12 protein-coding genes and 1 pseudogene are annotated in these 14,814 nt (G+C 39.7%); 10 read left to right on the forward strand and 3 right to left on the reverse strand.

The window, feature by feature from the left end; all coding sequences use genetic code 11:
* Positions 1-3: 3 nt before the first annotated feature.
* The 10 genes and pseudogenes from HF881_RS01025 to HF881_RS01065 all read left to right on the forward strand — a co-directional run bounded on the left by HF881_RS01025 (position 4) and on the right by HF881_RS01065 (position 12,220).
* On the forward strand, positions 4-1,272 hold the full coding sequence (locus HF881_RS01025; protein WP_169446085.1) for a dihydroorotase: 1,269 nt from the start codon (positions 4-6) through the stop codon (positions 1,270-1,272).
* Positions 1,273-1,313: 41 nt separating this feature from the next.
* On the forward strand, positions 1,314-2,669 hold the full coding sequence (locus tag HF881_RS01030; RefSeq protein WP_169446086.1) for an MATE family efflux transporter: 1,356 nt from the start codon (positions 1,314-1,316) through the stop codon (positions 2,667-2,669).
* Between the two features lie 154 nt (positions 2,670-2,823).
* The gene (locus HF881_RS01035; protein ID WP_169446087.1) at positions 2,824-3,792 is read left to right on the forward strand and encodes a thiamine pyrophosphate-dependent dehydrogenase E1 component subunit alpha; all 969 of its coding nucleotides are present in this window, start codon (positions 2,824-2,826) and stop codon (positions 3,790-3,792) included.
* Between the two features lie 15 nt (positions 3,793-3,807).
* Complete coding sequence (locus tag HF881_RS01040) at positions 3,808-4,800, forward strand: alpha-ketoacid dehydrogenase subunit beta (protein WP_033686949.1); 993 nt, start codon at positions 3,808-3,810, stop codon at positions 4,798-4,800.
* A 450-nt stretch (positions 4,801-5,250) separates the two neighbouring features.
* Positions 5,251-6,294 (forward strand): dihydrolipoamide acetyltransferase, encoded by a 1,044-nt coding sequence (locus HF881_RS01045; protein ID WP_125387845.1) that lies wholly within the window; start codon positions 5,251-5,253, stop codon positions 6,292-6,294.
* 46 nt (positions 6,295-6,340) lie between these two features.
* A complete protein-coding gene (gene lpdA, locus HF881_RS01050) occupies positions 6,341-8,044 on the forward strand; it encodes a dihydrolipoyl dehydrogenase (protein WP_169446088.1) in 1,704 nt (567 codons plus the stop codon).
* A 58-nt stretch (positions 8,045-8,102) separates the two neighbouring features.
* Positions 8,103-9,092 carry a lipoate--protein ligase gene (locus HF881_RS01055; protein WP_169446089.1) on the forward strand — a complete coding sequence of 330 codons (990 nt, stop codon included), beginning with the start codon at positions 8,103-8,105 and terminating at the stop codon, positions 9,090-9,092.
* Positions 9,093-9,283: 191 nt separating this feature from the next.
* Positions 9,284-9,526, forward strand: a complete 243-nt coding sequence (locus HF881_RS10380) for a lactococcin 972 family bacteriocin (RefSeq protein WP_125847493.1) — start codon at positions 9,284-9,286, stop codon at positions 9,524-9,526.
* A 61-nt stretch (positions 9,527-9,587) separates the two neighbouring features.
* Positions 9,588-11,586: pseudogene (locus HF881_RS10630) on the forward strand (DUF1430 domain-containing protein).
* Between the two features lies 1 nt (position 11,587).
* Positions 11,588-12,220: an ABC transporter ATP-binding protein gene (locus tag HF881_RS01065; protein WP_125847497.1), complete on the forward strand. Its 633-nt coding sequence runs from the start codon at positions 11,588-11,590 to the stop codon at positions 12,218-12,220.
* Between the two features lie 80 nt (positions 12,221-12,300).
* On the opposite strand, the gene xerS is transcribed toward HF881_RS01065, so the two are convergent.
* From xerS to HF881_RS01080, 3 genes are all read right to left on the reverse strand, one after another.
* Entirely contained in the window at positions 12,301-13,371 is a 1,071-nt protein-coding gene (xerS, locus tag HF881_RS01070) for a tyrosine recombinase XerS (protein WP_125847499.1), read from the reverse strand.
* A gap of 179 nt (positions 13,372-13,550) precedes the next feature.
* Complete coding sequence (locus HF881_RS01075; RefSeq protein WP_000697143.1) at positions 13,551-13,988, reverse strand: MepB family protein; 438 nt, start codon at positions 13,986-13,988, stop codon at positions 13,551-13,553.
* A gap of 17 nt (positions 13,989-14,005) precedes the next feature.
* Positions 14,006-14,794 carry a CPBP family intramembrane glutamic endopeptidase gene (locus HF881_RS01080; RefSeq protein ID WP_169446090.1) on the reverse strand — a complete coding sequence of 263 codons (789 nt, stop codon included), beginning with the start codon at positions 14,792-14,794 and terminating at the stop codon, positions 14,006-14,008.
* Between the last annotated feature and the right edge of the window lie 20 nt (positions 14,795-14,814).

A 14,814-nucleotide genomic window follows, 5' to 3' on the forward strand; every position in this document is an offset into this window, starting at 1 on the left:
CAGATGCTACTAATCAAAAATGGTCGTGTAATGGATCCTAAGTCTGGTTTGGATCAAGTGTGTGATGTTTTAGTCCAAGATGAGAAAATTGTCAAAATTGCACCTGAAATCAAGAAAGAAGGAGCAGAACTGATTGATGCTACTGGGCTTGTAGTTGCGCCTGGACTCGTGGATATTCATGTTCATTTTCGTGAACCTGGTCAGACCCACAAGGAGGATATCCATACTGGTGCCCTAGCAGCTGCTGCAGGTGGTTTTACAACGGTCGTCATGATGGCTAATACCAATCCAACCATCTCAGACGTAGAGACTTTGCAAGAAGTTCTCCAGTCAGCTGCTAAAGAAAAGATCAATGTCAAGACAGTTGCGACCATTACTAAGAATTTTAATGGCCAAGACTTGACCGACTTTAAGGCGCTTTTAGAAGCAGGTGCCGTTGGTTTTTCAGATGACGGTATTCCACTTGAAAGTAGTAAAGTATTAAAAGAAGCTTTGGAAACCGCTAAAAAACTTGGTACCTTCGTTTGCCTTCATGAGGAAGATCCTGGCTTGAATGGAATTCTTGGTTTCAACGAAAACATCGCTAAAGACCACTTCAAGATCTGTGGTGCGACAGGGGTAGCAGAATACGCTATGATTGCGCGTGATGTTATGATTGCCTATGCAACCAAGGCTCATGTTCATATCCAGCATTTGTCTAAGGAAGAAAGTGTCAAGGTAGTGGAATTCGCTCAAGGTTTGGGAGCGCAAGTCACAGCAGAAGTAGCTCCCCAGCATTTCTCTAAGACGGAAGCACTCCTTTTGACTCAAGGTAGTAATGCTAAAATGAATCCTCCGCTTCGTTTGGAGTCAGATCGTCGTGCCGTGATTGAAGGTCTCAAGTCAGGCGTCATCACTGTGATTGCGACAGACCACGCACCTCACCATGCAGATGAGAAAAATGTAGAGGATATCACTAAAGCGCCATCTGGTATGACTGGCTTGGAAACCTCTCTATCTCTCGGTTTGACTTATTTGGTCGAGGCTGGGGAGTTAAGCTTGATGGAATTGCTAGAAAAAATGACTGTTAATCCAGCTAAATTGTATGACTTTGAAGCAGGCTACTTAGCTGAAAATAGTCCAGCGGATATCACCATCTTTGATGACAAGGCTGATCGTACTGTTGGTCCAGACTTTGCTTCAAAATCAGCCAATTCACCATTTATCGGCGAAACCTTAAAAGGGCAGGTCAAATATACTATCTGTAAGGGACAAATCATCTACCAAAACTAGATGGGACTCTGCTCTATAAACTATAAGAATAGAGAGCGTATATGTATCCAACCCATCAATTTAAAGATAAGTTTGTCTTATTTCTTAAGATATTTTTCCCTATCCTGATTTATCAGTTTGCCAATTATTCTGCCTCTTTTGTCGATACAACCATGACGGGGCAGTACAATACCATGGACTTGGCTGGCGTTTCAACTGCAACGAGTCTCTGGAATCCTTTCTTTACCTTTTTAACAGGGATTGTTTCGGCCATGGTTCCTATCATAGGCCATCATCTAGGACGAGGTAAAAAAGAAGAAGTGGCATCTGACTTCTACCAATTCATCTATTTAGCATTTGGATTGTCTTTGATTTTGCTCGGGATTGTGATTTTTTTCGCACCAGCAGTTTTAAATCATATCGGCTTAGAAAATGAAGTGGCAGCTGTTTCGGTTCGATATCTTTGGTATTTGTCTATCGGAATTATTCCCTTGTTGCTTTTCAGTGTTATCCGATCGCTACTTGATTCACTCGGTCTGACCAAACTATCTATGTACCTCATGCTCTTATTACTACCTTTAAATTGTGGATTTAACTATTTGTTAATTTACGGTGCCTTTGGGTTTCCAGAGTTAGGTGGAGCAGGAGCAGGGCTAGGAACTTCCCTAGCTTACTGGTGCCTACTGGGAATTTCTGCCATCATCCTTTTAAAGCAAGAAAAGTTAAAAGAGTTTCATTTGGAAAAACTGCTTCCGCTTGACCTAGTAAAGATCAAAGAAGGGATTCGCTTGGGCTTACCAATCGGTGGTACTGTTTTTGCTGAGGTTATTATTTTTTCAGTCGTTGGTTTGATTATGGCTAAATTTTTGTCTATGATTATTGCTAGCCATCAGTCAGCCATGAACTTCTCAACTCTCATGTATGCCTTTCCTGTGAGTATCTCCTCTGCCATGGCCATCGTTGTTTCTTATGAGGTTGGGGCTAAGCGTTTTGATGATGCCAAGACCTATATCAAAATTGGTCGTTGGATAGCATTGATATTTGCAGGCTTTACATTGAGCTTTCTCTATATTTTGAGAGATGTCGTAGCCAGTTTATATGGAAATAATCCTGACTTCATTGAACTAACATCTACCTTCCTAACTTATAGTCTATTTTTCCAGTTAGCTGACACCGTTGCAGCTCCTTTACAAGGAATACTGAGAGGCTATAAGGATACGGTTGTTCCCTTCTATCTAGGAGTAATTGCTTACTGGGCTGTGTCCATTCCATTAGGCTTATTCCTAGATCATGTGACAACTTTGGGAGCCTATTCTTACTGGATTGGTCTAATAGCGAGTTTGGTCGTTAGTGCTATCCTCTATCAAGGGCGTTTGCAAACAATTATGAAAAGATTTGAAGTTTCCAATGTCAAATAAACTTTGTGAAAAAATGTTTTAATTTATAGAAAATCCCGATAAACTGGGGTTTTCTATTTGTATTTTGTGAAAGAATCTAAGCATATATTTTGACAGTGCTTTCATAATGCGATAGAATGAGAATATAAAACTTTAAACCTAGAAAGGCGAGATTATGTCAACTTTAGATAGAAATCTCTTGCTAGAGATGTTCCGTAAGATGGAAGAAATCCGTCGAATGGACTTAAAAATTGCACAATTAGTAAAAAAAGGGAAAGTTCCTGGTATGACTCACTTTTCTGTTGGTGAGGAAGCAGCAAACGTTGGTGCTATGCTAGCTTTGAATGAAGATGACTTGATCACTTCCAACCACCGTGGACACGGACAAGCTATCGCCAAAGGAATTGACCTCAACGGAATGATGGCTGAAATCCTTGGGAAATACACTGGAACCTGTAAAGGAAAAGGTGGTTCCATGCACATTGCAGACCTTGATGCAGGTAACCTTGGTGCCAATGGTATCGTAGGTGGTGGTATGGGAATCGCTGTCGGTGCAGCCCTCAGCCAGCAAATGAAAAAGACAGGCAAGATTGTTGTCTGCTTCTTTGGTGACGGTGCTACCAACGAAGGTGTTTTCCACGAAGCTGTTAACATGGCTTCCATCTGGAACCTTCCAGTCATTTTCTACTGCATTAACAACGGTTATGGGATCTCTGCGGATATCAAGAAAATGACCAATGTAGAGCATATTCATCAACGTAGCGCTGCTTATGGAATTCCTGGAATGTTTATTGAAGACGGAAACAATGTCATTGATGTTTATGAAGGATTTAAGAAAGCTGTAGACCATGTTCGTGGTGGCAATGGCCCAGTCTTGATTGAAAGTGTAACCTATCGTTGGCTTGGTCACTCATCATCTGACCCTGGTAAATATCGTACCCGTGAAGAAGTGGAATTGTGGAAACAAAAAGACCCAATCGAAAATCTTCGCAAATACCTCATTGAAAACAATATTGCAAGTGCAGAAGAATTGGAAGAAATTCAAGCGCAAGTCAAGGAAGCAGTAGAAGCTTCTGTTAAATTTGCGGAAGAAAGTCCATTCCCACCGCTAGAATCCGCATTTGAAGATATTTACGCAGACTAAGGAGAAAGAGATAAAATGGAAACAAAAACAATGTCGTTCCGTGACACCATTATCCTTGCTATGTCTGAGGAAATGCGTCGCGATGAAAATGTGTTCTTGATGGGAGAAGACGTCGGTGTCTTCGGAGGAGACTTCGGAACTTCTGTTGGAATGCTTGAAGAATTTGGTCCAGAACGTGTCCGTGACTGTCCTATTTCTGAAGCTGCTATCTCTGGAGCAGCAGCGGGAGCAGCCATGACGGGACTTCGTCCAATCGTCGATATGACCTTTATGGACTTCTCAGTCATTGCCATGGACAATATCGTTAACCAAGCCGCTAAAACACGTTATATGTTTGGTGGTAAAGGTCAGGTTCCAATGACAGTTCGATGTGCAGCTGGTAACGGAGTTGGTTCTGCCGCCCAGCACTCGCAATCCCTAGAGTCTTGGTTCACTCACATTCCTGGACTTAAGGTTGTAGCACCAGGTACACCTGCGGACATGAAAGGACTGCTCAAGTCTTCTATCCGTGATAATAACCCTGTTATCATTCTTGAGTATAAGTCAGAATTTAACCAAAAAGGGGAAGTGCCAGTTGATCCAGATTACACAATCCCACTTGGGGTTGGGGAAATCAAACGCGAAGGAACGGATGTAACAGTTGTTACTTACGGTAAAATGCTTCGCCGTGTGGTTCAAGCTGCTGAAGAATTAGCTGAAGAAGGAATTTCGGTTGAAATTGTCGACCCACGTACCCTTGTACCGCTTGATAAGAATATCATCATTAACTCAGTGAAGAAGACAGGTAAGGTCGTACTGGTCAACGATGCCCATAAAACAAGTGGCTATATCGGAGAGATTTCAGCTATCATTTCAGAATCAGAAGCATTTGACTATCTAGATGCACCAATCCGCCGTTGTGCAGGAGAAGATGTGCCAATGCCTTATGCGCAAAACCTAGAAAATGCAATGATTCCAACCGTTGAAAGCATCAAAGATGCCATCCGTAAGACTTATAATAAAGAATAAAGGTGCATAAGTTAAATTATGTAAACCATTTGAAGTTTTAACTTCAGTAACTTGAGATATGTTTTGTATCCAAGTTGTTTGTAAAGTTGCGACAGGAACGAATCGAATTGTTATTATTCGATGAGTGACTTAGTAAGTCTACTAGGTTGACCGCCTAATAGCGGCAACCGTAGTAACTTGAGACATGTTTCGTGTCCAAGATACTTGTAGAGTTGAACAGGGGCTAAAGTCTGTATGAAAAAGATAAACTTTCCAAGAAACTAAAGTTTCTTCGTCAAGTTTCCTATTTTAACTTTGACTTTTGACGCCCTTTGTATCATGTAATTGAATTCGGACGGAGGTCTGCGAAAAAAAGATAGATTTCCTTGTGTTCATCGAACACATCGTCAATCTCCTATTTTTTCCTTGCCCTCTTCGTCCTTAATATCTTAGTATAGAATTGGAGAGGTCATGGCTGATGACAAGCTAAGAGCGACTCCTGCGGCTAGAAAGTTAGCGGATGATCTAGGGATCAACCTCTACGACGTTTCTGGCTCAGGTGCAAACGGTCGTGTCCACAAAGAAGACGTGGAAACTTATAAAGACACAAATGTGGTTCGCATTTCGCCACTTGCAAAACGAATTGCCCTCGAACATAACATTGCTTGGCAGGAAATCCAAGGAACAGGTCATCGTGGTAAAATCATGAAGAAGGACGTTTTAGCCTTGCTTCCTGAAAATATCGAAAACGACACTATCAAGTCTCCTGCTCAAATCGAAAAAGTAGAAGAAGTTCCAGATAATATCACTCCTTATGGTGAGATTGAGCGTATCCCAATGACGCCAATGCGTAAGGTTATCGCCCAACGTATGGTTGAATCCTACTTAACTGCGCCAACCTTCACGCTCAACTATGATGTCGATATGTCAGAAATGTTGGCTCTTCGTAAGAAGGTTCTTGAGCCAATCATGGAAGCAACTGGCAAGAAAATTACGGTTACAGACCTTCTTTCTCTCGCTGTTGTGAAGACCTTAATGAAACACCCTTACATCAACGCTTCATTGACTGAAGATGGTAAGACCATTATCACTCATAACTATGTCAACCTTGCTATGGCAGTTGGTATGGATAATGGATTGATGACACCTGTTGTTTATAATGCTGAAAAGATGAGCTTATCAGAGTTGGTTGTAGCCTTCAAGGATGTCATTGGTCGTACCTTGGATGGTAAATTGGCTCCAAGCGAACTCCAAAATTCAACCTTCACAATTAGTAACTTGGGAATGTTTGGCGTTCAGTCCTTTGGCCCGATTATTAACCAACCAAACTCAGCTATTCTCGGGGTTAGCTCAACAGTTGAGAAACCTGTAGTTGTCAATGGTGAGATTGTCATTCGCCCTATCATGAGCCTTGGATTAACCATTGACCACCGTGTTGTAGATGGTATGGCTGGTGCTAAGTTTATGAAAGACTTGAAAGCCTTAATTGAGAACCCAATCTCAATGTTGGTTTAAATAATACAGCATTTATTTTTAGAGATATAGATAAAGGAAGTAAGACATGGCCTTAGAAGTAATTATGCCAAAAGCCGGCGTGGATATGACAGAAGGACAAATCGTCCAATGGAATAAGAAAGTCGGAGAATTTGTAAAAGAAGGAGAAATCCTTTTGGAAATCATGACTGACAAAGTCAGCATGGAATTGGAAGCCGAAGAAGATGGATACTTGATTGCCATCCTCAAAGGAGATGGTGAAACTGTCCCAGTAACTGAAGTTATCGGTTACCTTGGCGAAGAAGGGGAAAACATTCCAACAGCTGGAGCGGCTGCGCCAGAATCAAAACCTGCACCTGCAGCTAGTGCCTCAAACGACGATGGTAAGAGCGATGATGCCTTTGATATCGTTGTAATTGGTGGAGGTCCTGCTGGTTATGTTGCAGCGATTAAAGCAGCCCAACTTGGTGGTAAGGTTGCCCTTGTTGAAAAATCTGAACTCGGTGGAACGTGCTTGAACCGTGGCTGTATCCCAACTAAGACCTACCTTCACAATGCTGAAATCATCGAAAACATCGGTCATGCAGCAAACCGTGGTATCGTCATCGAAAATCCAAACTTCACTGTAGATATGGACAAACTCCTTGAAACCAAGTCTAAGGTTGTCAATACCTTGGTTGGTGGAGTTGCAGGTCTTCTTCGTAGCTACGGAGTTACTGTTCATAAGGGAATTGGTACCATCACTAAAGACAAGAATGTCTTGGTTAATGGTTCAGAATTGCTTGAAACCAAGAAAATCATCCTTGCTGGTGGTTCAAAAGTCAGCAAGATCAACGTTCCTGGTATGGAATCTTCACTCGTGATGACAAGTGACGACATTCTTGAAATGAACGAAGTTCCAGAAAGCCTTGTTATCATCGGTGGTGGAGTTGTCGGTATCGAACTGGGTCAAGCCTTCATGACATTTGGTTCAAAAGTAACTGTTATCGAAATGATGGACCGTATTGTTCCAGCTATGGATGCGGAAGTTTCTAAGAACCTTCGCTTAATCCTTGAACGTAAAGGAATGACCATCTTAACAGGTACAAAACTGCAAGAAATCATCGAGGAAAATAATCAACTTCGTATTAAAGTTGAAGGAAAAGATGATATCATTGCAAATAAAGCTCTTCTTTCAATCGGTCGTGTTCCAGATCTTGAAGGTATTGGCGATGTTGAGTTCGAGTTAGACCGTGGTCGTATCAAGGTCAACGAATACATGGAAACTTCTGTTCCAGGTATCTATGCACCAGGTGATATCAATGGTACCAAGATGTTGGCTCACGCAGCCTTCCGTATGGGTGAAGTTGCCGCTGAAAATGCGCTTAAAGGAAATCACGTTGTAGCGAAACTTAACTTGACTCCTGCAGCCATTTACACTCTTCCTGAAGTAGCAGCAGTAGGTTTAACAGAAGAGCAAGCTCGTGAGAAATACGATGTTGCTATCGGTAAATTCAACTTTGCAGCAAACGGTCGTGCAATTGCTTCTGATGCAGCTCAAGGTTTCGTAAAAGTTATCGCTGATAAGAAATACGGAGAAATCCTTGGTGTTCACATCATTGGTCCTGCAGCTGCGGAATTAATCAACGAAGCATCAAGCATCATCGAAATGGAAATCACTGTTGAAGAAATGCTTAAGACCATCCACGGACACCCAACATACTCTGAAGTGATGTACGAAGCATTTGCGGATGTACTAGGAATGGCCATCCATTCACCGAAGAAAAAATAATTGAAGATAGATTAGACTGGAAAGGTATTTTCCAGTCTCTATCGTATAAAGGGATATCATGAAATACATTATCAATCATTCAAACGACACTGCCTTTAATATTGCCTTGGAAGAATATGCTTTTAAACATCTTTTGGATGAGGATCAAATTTTCCTACTTTGGATTAACAAACCATCTATCATTGTTGGACGTCACCAGAACACTATCGAAGAAATCAATCGTGATTATGTTCGAGAACATGGCATTGAGGTAGTCCGCCGTATCAGCGGTGGTGGAGCTGTTTACCACGATCTAAACAACCTCAACTACACAATCATCTCAAAAGAAGATGAAAACAAGGCTTTTGACTTTAAGAGCTTCTCAACTCCAGTTATCAATACCTTGGCTCAACTTGGTGTTAAAGCTGAATTTACAGGCCGTAATGACTTAGAAATTGACGGTAAGAAATTCTGTGGAAATGCCCAAGCCTATATCAATGGACGTATCATGCACCATGGTTGCTTGCTCTTTGACGTTGATCTGTCAGTCCTTGCTAACGCCCTTAAGGTTTCAAAGGATAAGTTTGAGTCAAAAGGTGTGAAATCCGTCCGTGCCCGTGTAACCAATATTATCGATGAATTGCCAGAAAAAATCACGGTTGAAGAATTCCGCGATTTGCTATTGGAATACATGAAAAAAGAGTACCCAGAGATGACTGAATACGTCTTCTCAGAAGAAGAATTGGCTGAAATCAATCGCATCAAGGATACCAAGTTTGGTACTTGGGACTGGAACTACGGTAAATCACCTGAATTTAACGTCCGTCGTGGTACAAAATTCACCAGTGGTAAGGTTGAAGTTTTTGCCAACGTCATTGAATCAAAAATCCAAGATATCAAGATTTATGGTGACTTCTTCGGTATCGAAGACGTTGCAGCTGTAGAAGATGTCCTTCGTGGCGTAAAATACGAACGCGAGGATGTTCTTAAGGCACTAGAAACTATTGATATCACACGCTACTTTGCTGGTATTAGCCGTGAAGAAATCGCTGAAGCGGTAGTGGGATAAAAGGAAAAGAAGCTGGTTGTATGACCAGCTTCTTTTTCAGTTATCTTATATATAATAATTTGTATTTTTTTAAAAAAGTGATATAATACAGATGTGAAGAGTTGCTCTGGAAAGGAGAAAAAACGGAAACTATATTTTGAGCAATTCATAATTTTATTGTTAAATAAAGCTTTTAATTTTAATTATGGAAGTTGAGTTGTAGCTTAGCGTGTCCTGTCTTTGCTGATTGGGTATCTGGTGGTAATTGGAGTTACGGAGGATATCATGATCCAAGCAATTGGGGAGCTTTCTCAAATTATTTCCACGCCTATCGTTGGAATTGGTCAAGTGTGACTCGGGCAAGTGACAGCAAATCTAATGTAGGTTATGCTTCTGCTCATTACATCATAAATAGAAATTTTGGTGAAGTTGTATACTTTAATTATGGATTTTAATTGCTAAAGTTTATCTTAGAGAGGAAAAATCTCTCTAGGATAAACTAGAAAGAGTAGAATTATGAAACGTTTATTTATACTTTTCTCGAACATTTTTATTCTAATCTTTCTGCTTTGGATTGCCTTTATTTCCCCAAATACGCTCATCTACCGAAGCCTCCCTGTGGTAGGAGTTCTTAAACAAGAAAGAGCTGTCACCTATGAGGAGCTTTCAGCCAACTTAGATCAGTTAGCAAGGGAAAGCAATAGTGTAATTGCTCGCCAGATTCAACAAACGGATTCGCAAGGTCAGGTCAAGTTCTCCTATGATATCTACGGAGAAGGAGAGCTTCCAAAGGGCATCAAAAAAGCAGATAAAGAAGTCGCTTCTAAGAAAAGCTTACTTACCAATTACTATATACTCTCAGGGAAGTTACCACTCGAAAAGTTGGATCAAAAACTACACGAACTTGGTTTCTCAAAGACTTTCATGAATAAGCCTAATCTCTTGCAGAATTTTATGGCATTTTTTGGTTCCGGTTCCCAATCCTTAGCCTTGGTTATTTTTATTCTTAGCTTTAGTGCATTGGCCATTATTCAAAAAACACTTGAATTGAGGAGTGCAGGGATTCGTTATATTGCAGGGATGAGACGGTACCAACTCTTTGGACGTTCTCTCATGGAAGACAGCAGAGAGCTGCTTTTAGGATGTATTGGAGCCAGTGCCTTAGGATCCATTTTGATTTATTGCTTACAATTAACCCCCTTTGCCTATTCCTTCATTATTTCAAGTAGTATCATTTATAATACGCTCTTACTCATCGTATCAGCTCTCCTGTCCTTTATCTTTGCTTTCAGCATCCAGACGGTGCACTTAGTTAGCCTTTTAAAAGGGAAAATTCCAGTAAAAAGGATTTTAGTTTTTCTCTTTACCTGTCAATTTCTCGCTGTTGCTCTCATTGGCCTTGCTATCCATCGGGTCAGTATCTATGGTTCTGTCTGGCAAACTTACCAAGAGGGGAAAGTGGCTTGGTCTAAAGAGACGAATTGGGTTCAAATTAGTGTAAATCGGGAGGATTTTTCACAGAATACCGCAAATTGAGAACAGAGCAAAATGGTCTAAGCTCATCGAGTCTGGCATCGAAAAAGGTGGTCTCTTGGTCTATCATCAGCTCGCATCTTTTAATTCAAAAGGCTTCATGAATGATCCTAGAACAGGGAGAAATCTTTCGATTACAGATTACGATCCTCTTACCAATACTCTATATGCGACTCCAAACTACCTCGATATCCAAAAAGTAGCTGTTTCCCCCGAGGAAAAAGAGCGTTTGAATCACTTGCAAGCTGGAGAATTTGGACTTTTGCTCCCTGAAAAGTTGAAAGGGCAAGAAGAGGAGTTGAAAAAACGCTATGAAGATTATCTGACTCCTAATGATGAACAAGGAAAGAGTCAGTTGCCTATGAAAGCACGGGTGACCTATCTTCCTAACAACCAAAAACGCTTTATCTATAATAATACACCGATGAACTATCAGCAATTCTTGACCGATCCGATTTTGGTTGTTGTTCAACCTAAAAGCTTTGGTGGCTACGAAAATCCTTATTTCTCTCATCTTAATTCTTATCTCTACTTTGATGGTCTGGAAAAAAGCAAGAAGCTAATAGCTGAGCATGGGCTTGAAAAAAACGTGAGTCAATACGACTATGCAGCGGCTGTCTATCAGCAGATGACCCAATCCATTCAATTAGAGAACCTCATGGCCATTGCTGGCGGTATCTTCGGAATGGCGACCTCCATTCTACTCTTTAGCACCATGAATTTCCTCTATTTTGAAGAGTTTAGAAAACCGATATTCCTGAAGAAGATTGCGGGTATGGACTTTTTGAAAATTCACCAAAGCATGCTCGTATCGGAGATTGCCATGCTGTTATTAGGTAGTGTCCTGATTTTCTTTCTCACACAGGAATGGTGGATCGCTATCGTCACGCTTTTATTATTTACGATTAATGCTTGACTGATTCTCCTTTACCGCTCGCACAAAGAAGAGCATTTCTTGCCCATTATTCTGAAAGGAGCCTAATATGATTAAAATAGAACATCTGGAAAAATCATTTGGAGAACGGACCGTCTTTCAGGATATCAATCTGCAATTTGCAGCAGGAAAGGTCTATGCGCTAATCGGAAATAGTGGTTGTGGCAAGACGACTTTGCTTAATATGATTGCAAAACTAGAATCTTATGATGAAGGAAAAATACTGTATAAAGAGAAGGATATAAAAACGATAAAATCTACAATATTTTTTAGAAATGAGCTAGGCTACCTTTTCCAAAATTTTGGATTGCTAGACAATGAAACTGTGTCTTCTAATTTAGATTTAGGCCTTATTAATCGACAGTGTAATCGTAAAGAAAAAGAGAATTACAAAAAAGAAGTATTAGCAAGAGTAGGATTATCTCACATTCATTTAGAACAAAAAGTGTATGAATTATCTGGTGGTGAAGCACAACGTGTCGCCCTGGCCAAGATTATTCTGAAAGATCCTCCGTTAATACTCGCAGATGAGTTGACCGCTGCACTTGATCCAATAACTTCACAAGAAATCATGAAGATATTATTAACAATGAAGAATCAAAATCGTCTAATCATCATTGCAACTCATAATCCTGATATTTGGAATCAAGCAGATGAGGTTATTAATCTAAATAGACTATAAATAATAAAACAGAAGCTCGGTGGAGGAGGAGTTTCTGTTTTACTTTATATTACAAAGTTGCATAATTTATTTTATGTATTTCACAAACTATCCAAAGCATTCTTTTGTTCATCATTGACGATATGGGTATAGAGGTCAGTGACTTGTGTACTAGCATGCCCTAGCTGGTGGCTGACCAAAACTTGCGATTTAGTCGCATCATAGAGCCTAGTTGCTAAGGTATGGCGTAGTTTGTGGGGGGTTACACGCACTTTGAAGTCCTCAGAGTACTTAGCAACCATTTTTTCAACACTGGAAGCATCGATACGATTGGGAACACCACGATATAAGGTCAGAAAGAGTGCTGTATCCGTCTTTTCCGTCTTATAGCGTTGATTTCGAATGGCTAGATAATTCTCTAGATAAGGCTTTGCAAAGGCAGCGACATTGACCGAGTCACGTTTGCCCCCTTTACGTGTGACATCAATGACCATCATTTTGAGATTGAGATCTCTTAGATCGAGATTAACTGCTTCAGACAAGCGAACACCAGACGCCAAGAGAAGAGCAATAATGGCTAAATCACGTTCCTTATTTTTATTAAATGACGAAAGAGCCCGATTCGAAAGCTGTTGTGGGTATTCTTGGTCGATATAAGTCAGAAAACCTTCTGTTTCATCGCCTAGAAAGAGTTTTTGCTTGATGTTTTCAGCTCTGGCAGCAAGTGTTTCTTTCTTTTTCTTAGTTGAAACTTTCTTCATTACATTACGATAGAAATAAGGCTCCCCTTGGTCGTTTTCAACTTCCTCAGTTAGATACTTATAAAGACTAGAAAGTGCCGATAAGGTTCGATTGATTGTTGTCTGAGAGACACCTTGTTTGGTTGTATTGGCATTCAGCAATGGGCGTTCACGTAGATATAGGATAAAGGATTCCATGTCTTTTTTTGTCATATGTTCTAAGACAGATAAGGGGATATCGGCCATTGTATCAACGTTTGAAATACCAGACTCCAAAACCCAGCTGAAAAATCGATCGTATTCCTTGAGATATTCGTACAAGGTTGTAAAACTGTAGGGCACAGCAAGCTTAGATTGGTAGTATTCCAGAACATACCAGGGCATGATTTGTTTTAGTTTGTCGATTCGTTGCAGTAAAATCTCACGTTTCATCTATTTTCTCCATAAATAAGTCTACTAGCAGTATAGCATAGACTTATTCATTTTTCAAGAAAATTATAGTTTTTCGGAAAGATGTTATGAGTGTTTGATAAATTCTAGAAAAAAACAAAGACTTGGTTCCACAATCATAAGAAACAGGTCTTTTGTGTGTATGTAATCCGGCAATATGTTTATATTTTAATTTCTCTAAAATATTGCAATTGCCATTTTTGTGTTGCTCGAGCTGTTGTATTTAAATTTGAGCACCAAGGAGGATAAAATCGCATAGACATTTTTCCATTGCTATCTTTTGTCGACAGAATGTTTTTACGAATAGCCACCTCGTTTGGAATAATGAATAGTCCCCTCTTATCATTATCAATGATAACGATTATAAGTTCATTTCCTAAGTCCTCATTGGTATAAGGAATGTTCTTGTTGTTTTGGTCTTTTTTCCAAAAAACTGTAAAATATCCTTCTTTTTTTGGTGTTCTTTTTGCCAAGCGGCATCTTTTATACCCTTGCTCTTCCTTTATATTGATAAGAATACCTTCGTATTTTTCATTGTATTTTTCTTCAATGAAATCAAAATCACCATAAAAATTATATAAAACATCGAGTATTTTCATTATGATGTATGTCCTCCTTAGCAAATAACTTTTCCAAAGAACAATACTGTTTCCAACAAAATCAGCCACCGACTATGCACATCTTTTTTATGTATTACCATATAGCAGGATACCAAGATGATGAAGATTTTAAGCAGGTAGGTTTCGGATCGATCAGTGTCTATGGTTAGCTGAGACAAGACATTAATGATCGAATGTGTCATAACGCAAATCCAGAGATTCTTTGTTTTGTTATAAAGAGCTGAGAGTATGAAAGAATTCGTCAGCAATCCAAATAAAAACGGTAGAATTTGCAGAGTTGCTAGGGAACCATCAATGTAAAAGAACAACAGATGCCAAATCGCCCAGCTGAAAAAGGTTAGGATTGTTGAGTGAAAATATGGCAACTTTTCTTGTAAAATTGGTTGAAAAACATATCGCCATCCAATCTCTTCTATACCGCCAAAGACAATAAATTTGAAGAACATCAAAAATGGGAGATACCAGCTAAATTCTACTATTTGCCCACCAAACATTAGAAAAGAAAAATCAAGGACAATAAGGAAAAAAGATAATAAATAATGTTTGTAACTGGTATGAATGTTAAAAAAATCGTTAACGATCTTCTTAAAAGGAATATGAAAATAGTGATTTGCAACAATGATTCCCCAAAGTGCTGAAGAAATGCCACCTAAAATGATTCCTAAAATAGTTAATAGATTGGACTGAACAGAAAAATGATTCAAGAGAAAGAAAAGGAGACAAACTGATACTATTTGGCTAAATGTGCCTAGCAAATATACTGCAATTGCCTTATTTCTTTTCATTGAGAATCCTTTCAATAATT

This window comes from Streptococcus sp. WB01_FAA12, from assembly GCF_012843315.1.
GTDB lineage: Bacteria > Bacillota > Bacilli > Lactobacillales > Streptococcaceae > Streptococcus.

Coding starts and splice junctions, on each gene's coding strand:
- xerS (WP_125847499.1), bottom strand. CDS start 13,371: ATGAAACGTGAGATTTTACTGCAACGAATCGACAAACTAAAACAAATC.
- lpdA (WP_169446088.1), top strand. CDS start 6,341: ATGGCCTTAGAAGTAATTATGCCAAAAGCCGGCGTGGATATGACAGAA.
- HF881_RS01040 (WP_033686949.1), top strand. CDS start 3,808: ATGGAAACAAAAACAATGTCGTTCCGTGACACCATTATCCTTGCTATG.
- HF881_RS01045 (WP_125387845.1), top strand. CDS start 5,251: ATGGCTGATGACAAGCTAAGAGCGACTCCTGCGGCTAGAAAGTTAGCG.
- HF881_RS01025 (WP_169446085.1), top strand. CDS start 4: ATGCTACTAATCAAAAATGGTCGTGTAATGGATCCTAAGTCTGGTTTG.
- HF881_RS01065 (WP_125847497.1), top strand. CDS start 11,588: ATGATTAAAATAGAACATCTGGAAAAATCATTTGGAGAACGGACCGTC.
- HF881_RS01055 (WP_169446089.1), top strand. CDS start 8,103: ATGAAATACATTATCAATCATTCAAACGACACTGCCTTTAATATTGCC.
- HF881_RS01035 (WP_169446087.1), top strand. CDS start 2,824: ATGTCAACTTTAGATAGAAATCTCTTGCTAGAGATGTTCCGTAAGATG.
- HF881_RS01080 (WP_169446090.1), bottom strand. CDS start 14,794: ATGAAAAGAAATAAGGCAATTGCAGTATATTTGCTAGGCACATTTAGC.
- HF881_RS01030 (WP_169446086.1), top strand. CDS start 1,314: ATGTATCCAACCCATCAATTTAAAGATAAGTTTGTCTTATTTCTTAAG.
- HF881_RS01075 (WP_000697143.1), bottom strand. CDS start 13,988: ATGAAAATACTCGATGTTTTATATAATTTTTATGGTGATTTTGATTTC.